Origin of the sequence: Pseudomonas fluorescens, assembly GCF_900215245.1 — a bacterium.
In the GTDB taxonomy this organism is placed as follows: Bacteria; Pseudomonadota; Gammaproteobacteria; order Pseudomonadales; family Pseudomonadaceae; genus Aquipseudomonas; species Aquipseudomonas fluorescens.
On the sequence record NZ_LT907842.1, the window covers coordinates 3,132,092 to 3,150,452 of the forward strand.

At 55.7% G+C, this 18,361-nt stretch carries 15 protein-coding genes; 12 read left to right on the forward strand and 3 right to left on the reverse strand.

The genetic code is table 11. The annotated features are described in order from the left end of the window. Positions 1-155: 155 nt before the first annotated feature. The 3 genes from CPH89_RS14460 to CPH89_RS14470 form a co-directional block, all read right to left on the reverse strand. Positions 156-476, reverse strand: a complete 321-nt coding sequence (locus CPH89_RS14460; RefSeq protein WP_084375872.1) for a hypothetical protein — start codon at positions 474-476, stop codon at positions 156-158. Between the two features lie 167 nt (positions 477-643). Further along, positions 644-1,957 (reverse strand): autotransporter outer membrane beta-barrel domain-containing protein, encoded by a 1,314-nt coding sequence (locus CPH89_RS14465; protein ID WP_084375873.1) that lies wholly within the window; start codon positions 1,955-1,957, stop codon positions 644-646. Positions 1,958-2,020: 63 nt separating this feature from the next. Further along, positions 2,021-3,457: a right-handed parallel beta-helix repeat-containing protein gene (locus CPH89_RS14470; RefSeq protein WP_141125174.1), complete on the reverse strand. Its 1,437-nt coding sequence runs from the start codon at positions 3,455-3,457 to the stop codon at positions 2,021-2,023. 420 nt (positions 3,458-3,877) lie between these two features. Here CPH89_RS14470 and CPH89_RS14475 point away from each other — a divergent pair, with 420 nt between their 5' ends. The 12 genes from CPH89_RS14475 to CPH89_RS14530 all read left to right on the forward strand — a co-directional run bounded on the left by CPH89_RS14475 (position 3,878) and on the right by CPH89_RS14530 (position 18,348). Beyond that, on the forward strand, positions 3,878-4,600 hold the full coding sequence (locus CPH89_RS14475; RefSeq protein WP_084375875.1) for a fimbria/pilus chaperone family protein: 723 nt from the start codon (positions 3,878-3,880) through the stop codon (positions 4,598-4,600). A 268-nt stretch (positions 4,601-4,868) separates the two neighbouring features. Then, positions 4,869-7,199: a fimbria/pilus outer membrane usher protein gene (locus CPH89_RS14480; RefSeq protein WP_157750146.1), complete on the forward strand. Its 2,331-nt coding sequence runs from the start codon at positions 4,869-4,871 to the stop codon at positions 7,197-7,199. After that, positions 7,189-7,752 (forward strand): DUF1120 domain-containing protein, encoded by a 564-nt coding sequence (locus CPH89_RS14485; protein ID WP_084375877.1) that lies wholly within the window; start codon positions 7,189-7,191, stop codon positions 7,750-7,752. Before CPH89_RS14480 ends, CPH89_RS14485 begins: the two co-directional genes overlap by 11 nt. 152 nt (positions 7,753-7,904) lie before the next feature. Further along, positions 7,905-8,579, forward strand: a complete 675-nt coding sequence (locus tag CPH89_RS14490) for a DUF1120 domain-containing protein (RefSeq protein ID WP_084375878.1) — start codon at positions 7,905-7,907, stop codon at positions 8,577-8,579. A gap of 669 nt (positions 8,580-9,248) precedes the next feature. Further along, positions 9,249-10,229: an IS5 family transposase gene (locus CPH89_RS14495; protein ID WP_096236799.1), complete on the forward strand. Its 981-nt coding sequence runs from the start codon at positions 9,249-9,251 to the stop codon at positions 10,227-10,229. Positions 10,230-10,757: 528 nt separating this feature from the next. After that, positions 10,758-11,738 (forward strand): IS5 family transposase, encoded by a 981-nt coding sequence (locus tag CPH89_RS14500; protein WP_096236801.1) that lies wholly within the window; start codon positions 10,758-10,760, stop codon positions 11,736-11,738. A 272-nt stretch (positions 11,739-12,010) separates the two neighbouring features. After that, complete coding sequence (locus CPH89_RS14505) at positions 12,011-12,700, forward strand: response regulator (RefSeq protein WP_084375884.1); 690 nt, start codon at positions 12,011-12,013, stop codon at positions 12,698-12,700. A 32-nt stretch (positions 12,701-12,732) separates the two neighbouring features. Then, positions 12,733-15,099, forward strand: coding sequence for an ATP-binding protein (locus tag CPH89_RS14510; RefSeq protein ID WP_167422737.1), 2,367 nt, complete (start codon positions 12,733-12,735; stop codon positions 15,097-15,099). 120 nt (positions 15,100-15,219) lie between these two features. Then, the gene (locus CPH89_RS14515; protein ID WP_084375882.1) at positions 15,220-16,431 is read left to right on the forward strand and encodes an EAL domain-containing protein; all 1,212 of its coding nucleotides are present in this window, start codon (positions 15,220-15,222) and stop codon (positions 16,429-16,431) included. A gap of 137 nt (positions 16,432-16,568) precedes the next feature. Beyond that, positions 16,569-17,006, forward strand: coding sequence for a hypothetical protein (locus CPH89_RS14520; RefSeq protein WP_084375881.1), 438 nt, complete (start codon positions 16,569-16,571; stop codon positions 17,004-17,006). A gap of 140 nt (positions 17,007-17,146) precedes the next feature. Further along, entirely contained in the window at positions 17,147-17,560 is a 414-nt protein-coding gene (locus tag CPH89_RS14525) for a DUF4398 domain-containing protein (protein ID WP_084375880.1), read from the forward strand. Positions 17,561-17,808: 248 nt separating this feature from the next. Further along, on the forward strand, positions 17,809-18,348 hold the full coding sequence (locus CPH89_RS14530) for an OmpA family protein (RefSeq protein WP_307675071.1): 540 nt from the start codon (positions 17,809-17,811) through the stop codon (positions 18,346-18,348). Positions 18,349-18,361: the final 13 nt, after the last annotated feature.

An 18,361-nucleotide genomic window follows, 5' to 3' on the forward strand; every position in this document is an offset into this window, starting at 1 on the left:
TCGCTATCAAGGCGCCGAACGTCACACATACCTACCCATTACCTAACTTCCAGTTTAGTCATACGTACCGATAACAGATATGGAGATAATCAAGTAGGGACCACATTAATGGCATTCGAATCAAAAGACAGTGCGGCGTCGTCCAAAGCAAAACTCTAGATGGTATTAACTGATATGACATGGAAGTATTTGAATTTTTTATTTTTGGCCGCACTTTTGGCCTCTTGCTCGGCAACAAGCGTGCTTAACGTGTTTGCATCGTAGCTAAATACTTCAACATTACCTTCGAACTCTTTGGATACGTGCAGTGTCACTCTCAGCCTGGGTGAATGGGCCCTCGCTTTGGGCCGGTACATCGGTGAAGGTTTTGGCATAACAGCCGTCGATTTGGCTGTCACAGGTGGTGCCTGGATAGCGTTATCTGCGGGACCAAAAAGCGCCAAGCGCGTTTCCTCCTCGCTCAGATCTTCACTCATTCGAGATGTCTCCTCCGAAATATGGGCATGAGTAGGGTGGGCTGCCTGATGGGTGCCAGAGAGCACTGTGGATTTAGGGGCTGACTAGTTCGTGATCCGCAGCTCTCGGCCCGAGTCGCTACCTTGGACTTCGAGCGCTGCGTACAGATAGCAAAAAAGTTAGGCGCCTACCAGAGGTAACGATATCCGATCGTTACGCCCCACGGCTGTTCAATGTCGTTGCCTTTGGCAAATTCGGCATCGAATGAAACCTTGCTCTTTTCGCTCACTTGCAAAATTCCGCCGAAGCCAAGCTCAACCCGATTCCCTGGCAACTCGGATTTGAGTTTGCTGCCATTGACCCGCACGTGGCTGTCGCCGGCGAGCTTCGAAATATAGGACGCTTTGACATAAGGCTGAGCCTTCATGCCATTGCTCAGCTCCAGACTCCGGCCAAACAGCGAGCCCACGCGGCTCTGTAGTGAATCCATTGCCGCCATGTCTACCCGCAGCCCGTTAGTCGCCGCATAGGACACCGCCGTGGTACGCGTGGCGCTGAGTTCAACTTGCGGCTCAACAAACCAGTCATCCTTGAGCGCGATATGCTTGCCCGCTTCGATGTCCATGCCATAGCCGTTGGTGGCATAGGAGCCTTTGACGATATGCCTCAGGTTGGTCGGCAGCTTCAGGTCATTGTCCAGGCGCGCGTATTTGAGAACACCGTTGACGTACACGCCGTTGTCGTCGAGGTAAGTGGCGTAGGCACCCACCATCTTGCTATCGATCTTGCCTGAGGCCCCGTCGCCAAAGTTCAGCGAGGACTGGGCGGTGCCGAGCATGCCACCGACGTAAACTTTCCCGGTTGCCAGTGCGATGGCCTTGTCTGCACCGATCTCAACCCCAGTGTTGTTCTGGCTGAAGGCTCGGCTGGAATGCTCGGCAATGTTGAAACGACTGCCAACGGCCCGTGTCCAGACACCACCGTCATCCTTGCCCAGGCGCAGTTCCCCAAAGCGTTTTACCAGTGTGTCCATTTGTGCCGCCCACAACGTCGCGGCAGCGGTTTGTGACGCGATGGCGGCGTTTGCGCCCGCCGACAAATGCTCAGGGCCAGGACTGTCAGCGCCTGGCACGCCTGCGGTATTCACTAGGAACCAGTCATCACCCTGTTGCTGGAGGGTATAACGAAAGGCCCCGGCGTCCACATGGCCACCATACAAGCCAAAGCGGCCGGCCCCGCCGTTGCCATCGACCAGCATCAGTTCGCCATTGGCGATAACGGGGTCATTGCCTGAGTCTTCCACGACCAACGTGTGATCGCCCCCAACCTGGCCACCCACCTTGAGCAGGTCTCCCTGAAGGGCGGCCAGGTCGGTGCGCATCAGAAATGAGCCGTTGCCCGTGAGGTCGCCATCAACGGTCAGTGTGCTGAACGGCTGGCCGACAAAACTCACCTGGCCGTTGTCCAGGCTCAGGCGTCCGAGTTGCGAGTCGCCCGTCATCTGCCATAGGCTTTGCTCCAGGGTCAGGCTATTGAGACCGTGAATGTCGCCCTGGAGGCTAGACTAGTCGCGCAACTGAAGCTCGGCGTTAAGCGCATCGGACTCGATAGCCCCGACCAGATGCGACCGGCTGGCGCTGATTTGTATGTCCTGGCTATCGACCCACGAGCCATCGGCTATTTGGCGCTTTTCCACCGCAAGCAGGGTTTGCCCGCTGATTTGCGAGTCACTGAGATTGATGGTTGCGCTGCCGCCTTGCACGCTGATTGCGCGACCCTTAGCGGCGCTGATCGAGCTGTTATGTATCGCGAAGGTATTGCTCACTCCGGCGGTGGCTAACGACTGCAAGCCCATGCCATTTTGACCGTCTGCGGTCACGGCCACGTGATCCAGATGCAGCGTACCGCCGTTGTTGGCTTGCAGCGCCCGCGCGGCGTCGCCGTTCAGTTGAAGGGTGGAGTTGCGGGCGGTGATGGTCGAGCCGGAATAAGCCGCCAGGCCCAGGGTGGTTTCAGTGCTACTGAGTTGGACATTGTCCAGATTGATCTGCGAGCCGTCGGAGGCGAAGGCACCGACACTGCCGGCACCCACCTGTAGCGACAGGTTGCGGCCATCGATTATTGACGCATTGCCCGCATACAACGCGTAGGCCAGACGGCCCGTGGTCTGCACCTGCCCGCCATCGAGACTGGCATAGCTGCCGCGTTGGGCAAAGACACCGATCGCACCATTACCTTGGGTCTCGACGCTCAAATCGGTGGCGACCAACTGGCTGTCCGGGTCGGGTACCCAAACGCCAAAGGCATTCGCCCCGGTGGTCACGATGTGTGTGCCCGTGAGGGTGGCGGTGGCATTGCGGTTGACGTTCACGCCAATGGCCTTGTCTCCCGTGGTTCGAATGGTCGTGTTTTCGACGACGCCCTGTGCCCGCTGACCGCTGTTTGCACCCAGCAGGTAAAGACCGTGCGCACTGCGGCCTGAGGTTTGCAATTCACTATTGCTGAGTGTGATCACGCTGTCGTCCAGCACGTTGATTGCCGAAGAAAACTGCCCGGTTGTATCCAGGGTGACCCGGTCGGCCTGAACGTCGGCACTTCCCTGCAGGCTGAGGGCAAACGCGTTATCCCCACGGGTGCTGACGGTAGAGTCACTTAGTTCGCCGGCGTTGTTTGAACCCGCAACGTTGACGCCATGAGCCAAGTCGCCAAGCGTTGTGAAGGCGGATCCTCTGATAGCCAACGCAGTACCGGTACCCGTTAGGGAGGTACCATGGCTGAGTTGCCCGGCAGTCGTGACCGTGCTGTCCGTAATCAATGCACTGAGATTGCTCCCGGCAATCGCGATGCCCGGCCTGTTGTCAGCAGTGCTATTGACAACGGCTCCATCAAAAACTAAATCAGCAACTAAAGGTGAAGGGGCCGCGAGTGCCGGCCTCTGGTCACAGGCAAACACGACCAAACTTGCCGACAATGAAAGTAGATAACCAGGTGCACGCAACATGAAGAGTCCTTGTTATATTTTTTGCTCAAGAATAATGAGTACTGACATAAATCGAAGGGCCTCGACATCAGAAGTTTCCAATGTGTTACGCAGAAAGGTCCATGGTTCATATGAACTGCGCAAACGTAAATCATCTTATTAATGCAGTGTAAAACAACGGGCCCTTGACGCACGTATTACAATAAGCAACACCAGTGCGTGACCTTCTGAATTGGTTTTTCTATAGGAATAGGCCCAAAATGCGTGTGTGCAGTTCGACTTATAAAAAGCTCTCTCGGATGGCCGGCCTAAATTAGGCAGCGTTTTTAATCCTAGTCCGATGTCCTAAAGAATCATGGTCTTTCATACTTCACCTCATTGAACTTTCCTACTAAACCGTCCCCGATTCACAGGTGGGCGACTTTTCAAAGAGGTGTAGGCATGACAGTCCAACTCAAACACAACTTGCTAGGTATGTTGATGGGTTCGGTAGCCGCACTGGCCGCGCCTGTCGTTATGGCAACCGGCATGCAGCCTGAAACTTCGGTGGTGATCTTGTATGAGGCCGAAGGCGAAACCAGCATCAACATCAAGAACACCGATGGCACCGCAGCGCTGCTGTATTCCTCCATCGAAAACATCCCCGAGGATACCGAGTCCCTGGTGGTGCTGACCCCTCCAGTCACCCGCGTGGAAGCCGGAGAAACCCAGCTGGTGCGCTTCCTGCGTCAAGGTGGGGAGCCGTCGAAGAACCAGCGCCTCAAGCGTGTGATCTTCGAAGGCATCGCCCAGCGGCCGAACACTGAAGGCAGCGCCAAGATCGGCGTGAGCGTGCGCCAGAACTTGCCGCTGATCATCCATCCCAAGGGTTTAGAGCGTAATCGTGAGCCCTGGAAGTTGCTGAAGTGGGAGATCAAGGACGGCAAGCTGATGGTCATCAATGACAGTGCCTATGTGGTGCGAATGGCGCAGGAGCTGGAGCTCAAGCCTTCCGGCAAGGTGGCTGCCCTGCCACGGGCCTACGTACTGCCAGGTGAGAAGTTGTCCATCGCACTGGATCCGCAGGCGACTCACTCCAGCTCTGTGACCATTGGTCCTGCCACGGTGTACGGCTACGCCGTCGATAACTACGACGCGCCAATAGGCGTCGCTGCTACCCGCTGAGCCTGCGTATTACCCGCCACGAAGTGGCGGGCTTACTTTGTCCCCCACTTAGCCAGTGCCTAATGCCATGAAAAAGTCTATTCATCAGGCCGCCTGTAACAGTGGCCGGTCCAAACACGCGTCTCAACCATTCAATCGCACAATAAGCCGGGCATTCTCCCCACTTGCTTATGCGATCTGGAGTGCGCTGGTTATCGTCCCGAGTACGGGTTTAGCGCAAGTGCAGGCCGAACAGAAGAAAGATTCTGACCTTCTGGCGAGCTTCGACATGGATACGCTCAAAGCGCGTGGCATTGACCCTAAACTTGCAGAGTACTTTCGTGAAGCTTCAAAGTTTACCGAAGGTCGGCGCGTAGTGTCGCTGGTAGTCAACGGCATCAAATTCGGCAGAATAGATGCCCAGTTTAATCACCAGGGTGAATTTTGCTTCGATGAAGACTTGCTCGCCAAAGCGCGTCTGCAAGTACCAGATTCTCAATTTGTTCTGAACCTAAGTAGTACAAATGGCAAGTGCTATAACTTTGTGGCCGCTTATCCACAGACTGAAGTGAGCCTGCGTCCGAACAAGGACGAGATCTTCCTGGTCGTCCCGCAGGATGCCCTCCTGGGCGATGCCCCCGAAGCCATGGATTTCAGTCATGGCGGTAGCGCAGCCATCCTCAACTACGGCGTGATGGCCATGCGCTCGGAGTTCAGCGGGCAGTCCCGCGACTACGTGTCTGGCTCGACCGAGCTCGGTTTCAACATGGGTGACTGGATCGTCCGCAGCCGCCAGCTCTACACCAAGAACGAAGACAAGGCGAACTTCGAGCATTTGTATGCCTACGCACAGCGCACGTTTACCGAGCAGAAAGCGGTGGTGCAGGCTGGCCAGATCAATATCAACAGCCCTCTGTTCTCGGGTGCCTCCATTACCGGTGTTCAGATTCTGCCCGAAACGGCGTTGATGGGCTCCGCGGGCTCGGGTGCCCTGGTGGAAGGTATTGCCCAGGGGCAGTCCACGGTGGAGGTACGCCAGGTTGGCGCGCTGATCTACACCACAATCGTACCGGAAGGCCCGTTCGCGCTGACGGACATTCCCCTGCTGAACAGCGGCTCCGACCTGGACGTCACCGTGCGTGACGTCACTGGGGCAGAGCGCCACTTCGTGGTGCCGGCCGCTTCGTTTCGCAACGCGATAGCGGCCCGGCCTGGTTACACCTTCTCTGCCGGTAAAGTCCGCAGCCTGGGCGATGGCGATGAAGATCAACCCTGGGTAGCAACCGGTACGGGTACCTGGAGCCTGCAGGAAAATCTGACCGCTACCACTGGCCTGATGGCCGCCGCGGAGTATCAATCTGTCGGTTGGGGCGCCGATACCAGCCTGGCGCGGGACACCAGCCTCAGTGTGCGTAACGTGTACTCGAACGCCAGCAAGGAAGCGGTCAAAGGCACTCAGGCCAGTGTTTCCGTAAGCACTCGCCTCTCGGAGAAGTTCTCGGCCAGCGTGTCGGCCACCCAGCAGACCATGGGTTATCGTGACCTCTCCGACACCACGCTGAGACAGAACGGCGACTGGTACAACACCCGCTATCAGAGCCAGTACAGCGCCTCGTTGGGCTGGTCTGACAGTACGCTGGGCAGCTTCAACGTATCTGTTGCGCCCAGCCGCACGTTTGACGGCGACGTCACCAACCGCCTGGTCGGCTCATGGGGCCAAACGTTCAAGCATGCGACCGTTTCCGCCACGGTGGAAACCGCCTTGAGCGGCTCCTCCAGCTACGGTGGCGGTGACAACGCGATGTATGTGAGCGTCAGCATTCCCCTCGGCGGGTCACGCAGCATGCGCACTTATGCCAGCCGACGTGGTGATACGCAGCGTGTCGGTGCGACGTTTTCCGACGTAGTCGACGACCAGCTCAACTATCGCCTGAGCAGCGAAAGCACCGGCAACCAGGGCGGTAACTATTCCTCCGCGAACGTGTCCGCGATACCTCGCTACACCAGCCTGGACCTGGGTTATGCCCAGGGCCCAGACAGTAAGAACTACAACGGCCGGCTCTCCGGTGGTGCGGTGGCCCACAAGGGCGGCTTGACGTTCTCGCCCTATCCGGTACAAGACACCTTCGGCATCGTCGAAGTCGGTGACTTGTCTGGCGTGAAGCTCTCAACGCCGTTTGGTCCGGTGTGGACAGACAAGTCAGGTCAGGCCGTGGTGCCGCAGCTAAGTGCCTATCGCGAGAGCCGCATCGAGGTGCAGACCAAGTCGCTGCCAAAACGGGTCGACCTGCAAAACGGTTTCCAGGCCGTCGGGGCCGGGCGGGGCTCGGTCAACCATATGGCGTTCAAGGTCATCAAGGCCCAACGCATTTTGATCACCGCCACTGACAGCGCGGGTGAGCCATTGCCAAAAGGCTCGTCGGTACTCGACGGCAAAAACAACTTCCTCACCACGGTGCTGGATAAGGGGACCATTTTCCTTTCCGACCTGGGTCCGGATCAGGTGCTGAAAGTTGCCCTGCCAGACGACAAGCGTTGCGTGTTGAAGATCGACTTCCCCAAGGAGACTGACAATGAGGCTTTTTACGATGTGGCGCCGGCGGTCTGTCATGCGCCCTGAGGCCCGGATCAACCGCACATGGTGGCTGGGCACGGTGTTGGCCGTGGCTGCCAATGGCGCCTTCGCGGCCGACTGCGACCTGCGGCTGAGCAACGCGGAAGTGAATTACGGCGACTTGAATCGCGCCGAAATGGATATTGGCCAGGGACTTGCTCCGATTGCCTTGGGCAGTCGCCAGTTGACGTTAACCGCAGTGTGTCGGCAAGCCACCACCCTACGGCTGCATTTCGATGGCGAAGCGGCGGACCTGGACAGCTACCGGTTCGCCGGCAAGGGCCGGTTCACGGTCAAGCTCAAAAACGCCACGCTGGATGGCGCAGCGGTTCAGTTGGCGCAAACGGCGGGTTCCACAGGAGGCACGGCAGCGGCGTCGACAGCGGTGCAGCTGCGACCAAATCAGACGGTCACTGCCGCTGCGCAAGGTCAGCGCGCTGTGGGTAAGGTGTTTTCGGTTCAAGTCGAGATCGAGACGTACATCGACGAAGCAATGACCCGGACACGGGATGTCACCTTGCTTGAAGGTCACGGTGCCCTGACGCTGGACACTCAATAAGAAGTTAAAAGTTAGTTGGGATTTTTGGGCCTAGCCCTATAGAGCGATCTGCTACATGCAGTAGAGAATGTTGATGTGTTTATAAGCAAGCGGCAAATAAGCCGTCTCTTCAACTATTCAGTTGTATCAAGCTTACTCACGGAGTTATCCCTATGAGTTTTAATCCTAAATTGGCTGTTTTAGCACTGGCTGCAAGCGCAGCAGTTGCTAGCTTCAGTGCCCAAGCGGCTTCCATTGACGTCAAAGTTATCGGTACTATCACCCCTGGCGCTTGCACTCCAACCATGGCGGGTGGTGGTACCATCGACTACGGCACCATTGGGGCTGCCGAGCTAAGCAAGACTAACTTCACCTTGCTGCCCGAGAAAGTGGTTGACTTTACCATCAGGTGTAATGCGCCATCCAAGGTTGCTATTCGCGCAGTCGACAACCGCGAAAGTAGCGTGGTTCCCGGTATAACCATGGCAATTGGATCGAGTTTTCCTGATGTTTACAACTATGGACTGGGTGCGGTATCGGGTGCCAATGTAGGTGGATATGCGATGCTAATGAAGCAAGGTACCTTCACTGCTGACACCAAGGCTGTCGTGGCGATTAGAAGCTCCAATAGTGGTACTAGTTGGAGTCCGACTACTGACGGAAGTCAGATCAAAACGGGAACTTATCTCACGTCGTGGGCGTCAACGAGCACCGGTTTACCCGTAGCGTTCTCCGTGCTCTCCGGAAGTTTTTCGGTTCAAGCGGTCCTGAACAAGGCCAGCGCTCTGCCATTAACCGCCAACGTTACACTGGACGGCTCGGCCACGCTCGAACTTGTCTATCTGTAAGGTCTGTAAACATACCAAAGCCAGTGGCGATCTGTCGCCACTGGCTTTCGTGCATCACAACAAAATGTCGGCCTTTCCCCTGTTGTACGGCCAATTCAGCTACATGCTTTCCACGTGACGTCTTACCGGGAGGGCTTCGATGGCAATGTGTAAACACCGTTTGACCATTTGAAACAAATCACCCTAAGGATAGTCTGAAGTAGGCCGCTATTTTTCGACTGCTGAGCCATAGGCGCTTTCAAGTTGCGAAGATAAAGTAAGTACAGGCCAAGTCCTCAGTTAGGCTGGTTGTTGGTGAGACGAATAAGCTTATCAGCAACCTTGGCATGCTCAGTAAAAGAGCTCGGTTGGTAATGATAACTGATGAGGCTGACACCCATTGTAAGGAGCACCGCCTTAATGCTGACCGGACCGGAACGAAATTTTATTCGTGCAACCAATCTTAGCTCGGAGGGCAGTATCACTTTTTTGCTACGGTTTCCTGAATGATTTCGGAACGTCAAGCGCACTTAGGCGTATATTTTTCTGAGGCGGAGGTTTCGCTCTCAAGTCCCCGCGGACGCATCATCAGCGAAGCGTCAATGTCACTAAACTTGGTACGCTAGGGAAATCCTGAAAAAGACTTCCTGATTTGGCAAAATCTCCGGACACCAATCGCCGAGCTTTTCAATGAAGCAAATGACCTTCGCCGATGCCGAGTACGCCGGTAAGCGCAAGCAGACCCGCAAGGAATTGTTCCTGATCGAGATGCATCGGGTCGTACCCTGGAAGGGTTTGATTGCCCTGATCGAACCTCATTACCCGACGGGCGAAGGGGGGCGTCCGGCCTATCCTTTGATGGCGATGCTGCGGGTTCATCTCATGCAGAACTGGTTCGGTTACAGCGATCCTGCGATGGAAGAAGCGCTGTACGAGACGACGATCTTGCGCCAGTTTTCAGGTCTGAGCCTGGAGCGGATCCCAGATGAAACTACCATCCTCAACTTCCGTCGCCTGCTGGAAAAGCACGAGTTGGCCGCTGGTATTCTCGGCGTGATCAATGGCTATCTGGGCGACCGCGGCTTGTCGCTGCGACAAGGCACCATCGTCGATGCCACGCTGATTCATGCGCCCAGTTCGACCAAGAACAAGGACGGCAAACGCGACCCTGAGATGCATCAAACCAAGAAAGGTAACCAGTATTACTTCGGTGCCAAAGCTCACATTGGTGTCGACGATGAGTCAGGGCTGGTGCACAGCGTGGTGATCACTGCGGCCAACGTCGCGGACATAACCCAAGTCGACAAACTGCTACACGGTGCTGAGAACGTGGTCTGCGCCGATGCAGGCTATACCGGTGTCGAGAAGCGCGAAGAGCATGCGGGACGCCACGTCATCTGGCAGATCGCAGCCCGGCGCAGTACCTACAAAAAACACGGTAAACGCAGCGCGCTGTACAAAGCGATGCGCAAGATCGAGAAAGCCAAGGCCCAGGTTCGCGCCAAGGTTGAGCATCCATTTCGAGTGATCAAGCGTCAGTTTGGTTATACGAAAGTGCGTTTCCGAGGCTTGGTGAAAAACACTGCTCAGATGGTGACGCTGTTCGCCCTGTCGAACCTTTGGATGGCGCGTCGATATTTGCTCTCCAGCGCAGGAGAAGTGCGTCCGTAATGAGGGAAATAGCTGCTGCGAGGAGCGTTCAGCGGAAAAAATGGATGGAATAGGCGGCAGACGTGATCGTTTTTGAACGGCTGCCGTTTTTTGAAAGCGCCTATGGCTCAGCAGTCGAAAAATAGCGGCCTACTTCAGACTATCCCTAGGTATAGAAAGCAGCCGCGCTCACAAAACGGCTCCAGTGCGAAGCTTCCAGCACCTGCTTACTTAAATATGGCAATGATTTAGCTGTCCGGAAAACACGACACCTTTGAGTTAAATCCCTTGATCCGGTCTGAGTTAAAATGCCGCAAGCACAATCGATCCGCAAAATTATAAAAAATCATATTTGTGAAATTTTAAGCTTTGATATCTTTTGATTTTACATCATTTCTCATTTCCCTGAAGATTTGCATAGTTTCGGCACGCATCAACGCATTTCTTTCTATATAGGTGTGCGAGATTTGCTGAGCTGTTGTTAGGGAAATCCTGAAAAAGACTTCCTGATTTGGCAAAATCTCCGGACACCAATCGCCGAGCTTTTCAATGAAGCAAATGACCTTCGCCGATGCCGAGTACGCCGGTAAGCGCAAGCAGACCCGCAAGGAATTGTTCCTGATCGAGATGCATCGGGTCGTACCCTGGAAGGGTTTGATTGCCCTGATCCAACCTCATTACCCGACGGGCGAAGGGGGGCGTCCGGCCTATCCTTTGATGGCGATGCTGCGGGTTCATCTCATGCAGAACTGGTTCGGTTACAGCGATCCTGCGATGGAAGAAGCGCTGTACGAGACGACGATCTTGCGCCAGTTTTCAGGTCTGAGCCTGGAGCGGATCCCAGATGAAACTACCATCCTCAACTTCCGTCGCCTGCTGGAAAAGCACGAGTTGGCCGCTGGTATTCTCGGCGTGATCAATGGCTATCTGGGCGACCGCGGCTTGTCGCTGCGACAAGGCACCATCGTCGATGCCACGCTGATTCATGCGCCCAGTTCGACCAAGAACAAGGACGGCAAACGCGACCCTGAGATGCATCAAACCAAGAAAGGTAACCAGTATTACTTCGGTGCCAAAGCTCACATTGGTGTCGACGATGAGTCAGGGCTGGTGCACAGCGTGGTGATCACTGCGGCCAACGTCGCGGACATAACCCAAGTCGACAAACTGCTACACGGTGCTGAGAACGTGGTCTGCGCCGATGCAGGCTATACCGGTGTCGAGAAGCGCGAAGAGCATGCGGGACGCCACGTCATCTGGCAGATCGCAGCCCGGCGCAGTACCTACAAAAAACACGGTAAACGCAGCGCGCTGTACAAAGCGATGCGCAAGATCGAGAAAGCCAAGGCCCAGGTTCGCGCCAATGTTGAGCATCCATTTCGAGTGATCAAGCGTCAGTTTGGTTATACGAAAGTGCGTTTCCGAGGCTTGGTGAAAAACACTGCTCAGATGGTGACGCTGTTCGCCCTGTCGAACCTTTGGATGGCGCGTCGATATTTGCTCTCCAGCGCAGGAGAGGTGCGTCCGTAATGAGGGAAATAGCTGCTGCGAGGAGCGTTCAGCGGAAAAAATGGATGGAATAGGCGGCAGACGTGATCGGTTTTGAACGGCTGCCGTTTTTTGAAAGCGCCTATGGCTCAGCAGTCGAAAAATAGCGGCCTACTTCAGACTATCCCTAAATACTGACAGGCCACGTGAGCCACACCAACGTTGGCATCGTATTTTTTTGACCTGTTACCGATCTCTTTTTTTCGTAGATCTCGGCGCCCACTTCGAACAGTGGCCTCCATGAGGAGCTACTCATGTTTGACTTACGCCCCCAAATTCGCATTGCCTTGCTGGACGACCATGCGATCGTGCGATTCGGCATGGCGTCGCGATTATCGAGCGAACCTGATTTCATCGTCGTCGGCAGCTTTGAAAACAGCCGCACAATGATCGCAGCCTTGCGTGACGCCCCTGCGGATGTACTGCTTATCGACTATGCCCTTGGCCCCACGGAAATTGATGGCGTGTCGCTGATCCGGGCGCTGAACTCCAGGTTTCCCAAGAGCAGCATTCTTGTCCTTTCCTCGCACTATGACCCGGCTACTGTCGCGCTGGCACTCAGGGTGGGGGCTCGTGGTTTTGTCGGTAAAAGCCAGGACGTGGCACTGATCGTCAAAGCCATCCGCACGGTGGCGTCCGGCTCGGTTTTTCTGGACGCCGACATGTCTTATCGCCTAGCCGAAATCTCAGTGGCGGCGACTGTGGAAACGAAGGTCGAAAGCCCAAGCGGCGAGGCCAAGCTACTTACCGGCGCCAAGTTGTCCGTCAAGGAGCGAGAGGTGATTCGCTGTTTCCTGGACGGCTTGACCGTGAGTGACATCGCGCAAAAATTCGGTCGAAGCGCAAAAACCATCAGCACGCAAAAGTCGATGGCCTTTCGTAAGCTGGGCGTTACCTCGGACAACGAGCTGTTCAAACTCAAGCACATGCTGGAAGAACTATGAGGTGGCTGGCCGCCATTTACCCGCTGGTTTTTGTGGCCTGGGCCGCGCCAGCCATTGGCGAGCCCCTGGTACTTACCGATGAAGAGCGCGCATGGATCGCCGAACATCCGGTGGTACGCATTGCCATCGACCCCTACTGGAAGCCTGTCGAGTACTTCGAGAATGGGCAATACATGGGGTTGGCGTCTGAGTACGTCAGGCAGGTCGAGCGGCTCACGGGGCTGCGGTTCGAGATCGTGCACACCGGCGGCTGGGGCACGGTAACGGAAATGCTGAAGCACAAGGAGGTGGATGTGTTGCCTGCGACCTTGCGCGGGCTCACCACGGCTTCCGTGGCTGACCAGATCACCTTTACCCATAACTACTTTATCGGCACCACGGTGGTCATTACCCGAGAGCAGGGAACGTCCATCTATGACCTGCAAAAGCTGGACGGCAAAACCGTGTCCCTCAAGGGCGGAGGGGCTTATCAGGACCGGATCCAGACGCTGTACCCGAATGTGAAAATCCTGCCCAGCCATAAACCGGACCAGGAACTCAGGGCCGTGGTCAGTGGTGAGGCCGATGCCGTGGTGGGGGCCGGCGCCGTATTGCTGCCGTACCTGACGCGCAAATACCAGGGCGTACTGCATGTGGCGGGCGCCATCGGCAGCCTGCCGATGGAGCTGTCCATGGGGGTACGTGAAGATTTGCCGGTGTTGCACAGCATCATCAACAAGGCGTTGTCTTCACTCAGCGCCAAAGAAACCGACCAAATGGTCGAGCGCTGGTTCTGCAAAACGGACTATGGCGCACCCTCATTGCCGGTATTGCTCATCTACTATTCGCCGCAAATTACCCTCATCGTGTTCAGCCTGTTGCTGATCAGTGGCTTTGCCTTGCACGCCCGGAGCCAGCGTCGCCGTGCCGTACGCAGCGAAAAAGAAAAAACCATGTTCCTGGCGGTGCTGAGCCATGAGATCCGCTCGCCCATGAACGCGATCCTGGCTTCCATGGAGCTGCTGCAGCAATTCGAGTTACCGAAAGAGCCGCGACGCCTCCTGGATGTGGCGTCCAACAGCGCTGAACACTTGTTGAGGCTGCTTGACGACGTATTGGATATCTCCAAGCTGGAGGCCGGCCGGCTTCAACTGGATATTGCTCCGCTGGACATCATGGACCTGTCTCGTACGGTCACCGATCTGTTGAACTTCGGGGCACAGGAAAAAGGCATCGCCCTGACATTGATAGAAGACGGCCCCATTACCCGGCGGCTGATCCTTGACCGGTTACGGGTCGGGCAGGTCTTGCACAACCTGATTGGCAATGCCGTGAAGTTCACGCTGAGCGGCGGTGTCACTGTCACTCTTCGCCATGAAACGATTGCCTCGAAGGAGCACCGGGCGGGGCTGTATGTGCGTATTGCCGATAGCGGTATCGGCATGGATATGACGGCCCGGGGGCGCTTGTTCAAGCCTTATTCCCAGGCGTCCGCTTCAACGGCGCGTAAGTTTGGCGGTACCGGGCTGGGCCTGCTCATTTGCAGACAACTGGTTGAGCTGATGGAGGGCACGATTGAAGTCGACAGCGAGCTGAACCGCGGTACGACGATCACCGTGTACTTGCCTTGCGAAACGGGCACGGCCCTGGGGCCGGTGCATGACAAAGCGCAAACTTCACCCAAACAGAAGCTTCAACTCACTGAAACCAGCCAGCTCAACGTGCTGCTGGTCGAGGACACCTTCGCTAACCAGGCGGTGTTTCAGGCACAGCTTGATGTATTGGGCTGTCGTCACCGGCTCGCCGCAGACGGTTTGTCGGCATTGCGCGCGCTGGACGAAGCTGAATATGACATCGTACTGCTGGACTGCGACCTGCCCGACATCACCGGGTATGACTTCGCACGGCGTTGGCGTGAGCAGGAAACGGCTCGAGGCTTGGCGCCCACACCGATCCTGGCCATTTCGGCCTCGACCGACTTCAGTCATACCTCAGCCTGCTTTGAGGCGGGCATGGATGGCGTGCTAAAAAAACCTATCAAGCTAGACAGTTTACGTGATGCCCTGCAACTTTGGAGCGAGGCATCGCTTGAGCATGTGATCGATGACGTGCCGGTACAAGAAATGTTGGACCTCAACGCCGTTGTACAGGAGCTTAAGGCTGACTTTCATGGTTTAAAACTCGCTCATGAGTCTGGCAATGCAGAGGAGGCCGCTCGCTACGCCCATCGTTTGGTGGGCGCGTGCGAAGTTCTGAAAATGCCTCCCCAGACAGCGGCACAGGCACGGCGACTGGAACATAGATTCCGACAGGGCGTAGGTGACACAAACGCAATAAGCTCGCTAGAACTGGATGAATTTGAGTGCAGCTTATATGACTGGGCGACGACAAGTGCCGCCCGTCCTTTTATTAACGATTGAACAAAAACTATCGATTATTGCGGCCTGACGTTGCTGTTTAATCCTTGTCTGATAGGTCCCGTGGTTTCTCCCCAGTACAGTAGTGTATATGTCGCGACTTAGCCGAACGAGGGGAAGACCATGCCAGGAGAACAAAGGGTAGGCCAGACTAAATCGCCTCGCGTACTTATTGTGGGTGACGGCGGTAAATGGGCCGCAAGTAGTCTTTGGTATAAGCCCACCGTGGTCGCAGACCTAGAGGCGGCAAGCAAGGTGCTACATACACGTAAATTCGACCTTGTTCTCAACCCTGTCTCGGCCGGCCATGATGACGGCATGGCATTGCCCTCGCTTCTGTTGAACCTGGGCCAGCAAGGTGTGTTGTCGCAGTTGCCTCATGTTCTATGGTGCAGCGATTCCACCTCGGGTGTGCTGGATTCCCATGCTCAGTTGGCACGAGATGCCGGTGTGTCAGTTCAGGTAGTTCCTTCGTTAAGCTCCGACACGGCTCAGGATGTATTGAAGGTGCTTGCGAAAGGCCATTCCAACGGCTCGCAGTACGTAGCAAGTGACTTGTGTGGCGTGACGGATCAGGAACTTCTAAAAGCGTTACTGGCCAACCTCGATATCCGAATTGTGTTGCAGCCTCAGGTTGATCTGATCACCGGGAAGTATGTCGGGGCTGAGGCCCTGGCGCGGTGGCAACACCCGGTGTTGGGGAATATCTCGCCGTCGGTATTCGTCCCCTTGGCTAACAACGCTGGTCTTAACGTTCTGCTGTTTCACTATGTCGAAGCCAAAGTCGTGGCGCTGTTACGTCGCTTGAAAAAACTTGGCATTGCCATACCCATTTCAGCCAATGCATCTGCCATCACCTTGTGCACGCCGGGGCTTGCCAACCGGCTGGAGCAGCGCCTCAAGCTGGCTGAAGTGCCGAACTCACTGTTCAAAATTGAACTGACCGAAGATGTACCTATCGATGACATGTTGCCGTTGTCGACGGCTCTTTGTGGGCTGCGTCTTCGCGGGTTCTCGGTTGCCATGGATGATTTCGGTTGCGGTGCCTCCACTCTGAATCTGCTTACCCGGCTGCCGTTTTCCGAGCTGAAAATCGACGGACGTTTTGTGCGTGGCATGGCCCACAAACCGGGTTGTAGGGCGGCCGTCTCCGGTGCGATCGCGATTGCGCGTGAGATGAAGCTGGAGTTTGTCGCCGAGGGAATAGAAACGCCGGAGCAGATAGAAACGTTGCTCGATGCAGGATGCCGTGTGGGTCAGGGCTTTGCGTTGTCACCTCCGTTAGAGGTCAACGACTTCATCCGTGCATTGGCGTCGAACGCACAGTCGGCGTAAAGCCATAAGCCACGCCGCGGTGATAATAAGCGGCAAGTTTTACGTTGGTTGGTTTCATTACTTTTTATAAACACGCTCCAGGCACTCATCTGCGGATGGCTTTGCCGTGCGTGAACTTATGCCTGGAGCAATGGCTAATGATTGATAAAACCCTACGCATCCTGATTGCAGACGAACACCACAGCCAATTATTACACATTGAAAAGTTGCTGAATGGTCTTGGGTACTTCCGGGTTGCTCCAGTCCGCACTTTTGACGAGTTGGTGCAACTGACCAGCACTCCGAATGAGCTGTTTAATTTGGTCATCGTGAACAAGGCGCTGGCCTTGCCTTATGGCGTCGACATTGCCGAGTTTTGCCGTACACAAACGCAAATCCAACATGCACTTTTCTACGAAAATCAAACCACGATGCTTGAGCTCTCTCTTGAGTGTCATGACCAGCTTGTGCATGCGTCTCTGGCCGATGTTCTGGACGCCAGCTCGCTAAATACCTTGATGTACATCATTGATCCGCCGGCGCAGCGGCCACGCCTGAAACTATTGCTGCAACCTCATGGAGCCCTTTCCATGTAACGGGCAGCCTTAATAGCTAACGATGCGTTTAAGGAGGTGGCCAACAGCTGTTTAGCAACATTGTTGTTTGGTTTTAGTCGTTCTCACTTTATTGGCGGGAGCGTTGAGCACTATCTAATTCAGAAAAACCGGAGAGTCTGATGAGTATTCAAACTATGGGCCGTCGAGCAGGTTATTTGGTCCTGTTCGCTACGGTGGTGTCGGTCCTGAGTGCGTGTGCAAGTGCGCCAGTACCCAGTGAACAAATTTCCTTGTCGACGAATGCCGTGAATCGGGCAGTGTCGGCGGGCGCAACTGAATATGCGCCGGAGCAAATGAAAACCGCCCAAGACAAGATGTTCCTGATGGAGCGTGCGGTGGGCGAGAAGAACTACGCCCAGGCCAAGATCCTCGCAGAACAGATCGAGGTGGATGCGGCACTGGCTGAGCGTACGGCACGCACGGCCAAGACCCAGAAACAGCTGCGCGATGCCCAGAGCGGTATCCAAGTGCTCAAGCAAGAAATGCTGCAGGCGCCTGATTCGGCACCGTCCCCCGTCCGGTCCGTGTTTTAACCAAGGAGTTCTCCATGCGTGTTTCACTATTGTTCCCTGCCGCTTGCGCAATCACGCTCGTGCTGGCGGGTTGTGCCGCGACTCCAGAGAATCCTCAGTTGATCGAGGCGCGACAACTTTTTTCCAAACTCCAGAGCCAGCCTTAATCGAACACCCTGGCGGCGCTGGAAACCAAGGACGCCTTCACGGCGCTTGGCAAGGCCGACCTGCTGTCCATACGAGACCGTAAATCCCCGGAGATTGATCAGTTGGCCTACGTTGCCAAGCAGAAGATCTCTCTGGCTGAACAGACCATTCTCGGTCGCAAGGCAGAAGCGGGCTTGAGCACGATTGATGCGCAACGCACCCAGGTTCAACTGGATGTACGGACCCAACAGCTCAAGGCCTTGCAGGCGATGAAAGCCAAGCAGACGCCTCGGGGCGAAGTGGTCACCTTTGGCGATGTGTTGTTCGATACCGGCAAAGCCAACCTCAAGCCCGGCAACCAACGCAACGTTCAGCAGTTGGCGGACTTTTTGGTCAGCAACCCTGAGCGAAAAGTACTGATCGAAGGCTTCACCGACAGCGTGGGGGCAGACGCCTTCAACCAGCGCTTGTCTGACCAACGCGCGCAAAGCGTGGCCTTCGCCCTGCAGCGTTTGGGTGTCGATATGAGCCGTATCACCACTAAGGGATACGGCAAGCAATACCCGATTGCCGATGATTCGTCGGCCCAGTCCCTTCAACTGAATCGTCGTGTGGAAGTGATCATTTCCAATGCCGAATCGGCGGTGGATAGCCGCGGATAACGGCACAACTTAC

Coding starts and splice junctions, on each gene's coding strand:
- CPH89_RS14460 (WP_084375872.1), bottom strand. CDS start 476: ATGAGTGAAGATCTGAGCGAGGAGGAAACGCGCTTGGCGCTTTTTGGT.
- CPH89_RS14465 (WP_084375873.1), bottom strand. CDS start 1,957: ATGACGGGCGACTCGCAACTCGGACGCCTGAGCCTGGACAACGGCCAG.
- CPH89_RS14470 (WP_141125174.1), bottom strand. CDS start 3,457: ATGTTGCGTGCACCTGGTTATCTACTTTCATTGTCGGCAAGTTTGGTC.
- CPH89_RS14475 (WP_084375875.1), top strand. CDS start 3,878: ATGACAGTCCAACTCAAACACAACTTGCTAGGTATGTTGATGGGTTCG.
- CPH89_RS14480 (WP_157750146.1), top strand. CDS start 4,869: ATGGATACGCTCAAAGCGCGTGGCATTGACCCTAAACTTGCAGAGTAC.
- CPH89_RS14485 (WP_084375877.1), top strand. CDS start 7,189: ATGCGCCCTGAGGCCCGGATCAACCGCACATGGTGGCTGGGCACGGTG.
- CPH89_RS14490 (WP_084375878.1), top strand. CDS start 7,905: ATGAGTTTTAATCCTAAATTGGCTGTTTTAGCACTGGCTGCAAGCGCA.
- CPH89_RS14495 (WP_096236799.1), top strand. CDS start 9,249: ATGAAGCAAATGACCTTCGCCGATGCCGAGTACGCCGGTAAGCGCAAG.
- CPH89_RS14500 (WP_096236801.1), top strand. CDS start 10,758: ATGAAGCAAATGACCTTCGCCGATGCCGAGTACGCCGGTAAGCGCAAG.
- CPH89_RS14505 (WP_084375884.1), top strand. CDS start 12,011: ATGTTTGACTTACGCCCCCAAATTCGCATTGCCTTGCTGGACGACCAT.
- CPH89_RS14515 (WP_084375882.1), top strand. CDS start 15,220: ATGCCAGGAGAACAAAGGGTAGGCCAGACTAAATCGCCTCGCGTACTT.
- CPH89_RS14520 (WP_084375881.1), top strand. CDS start 16,569: ATGATTGATAAAACCCTACGCATCCTGATTGCAGACGAACACCACAGC.
- CPH89_RS14525 (WP_084375880.1), top strand. CDS start 17,147: ATGAGTATTCAAACTATGGGCCGTCGAGCAGGTTATTTGGTCCTGTTC.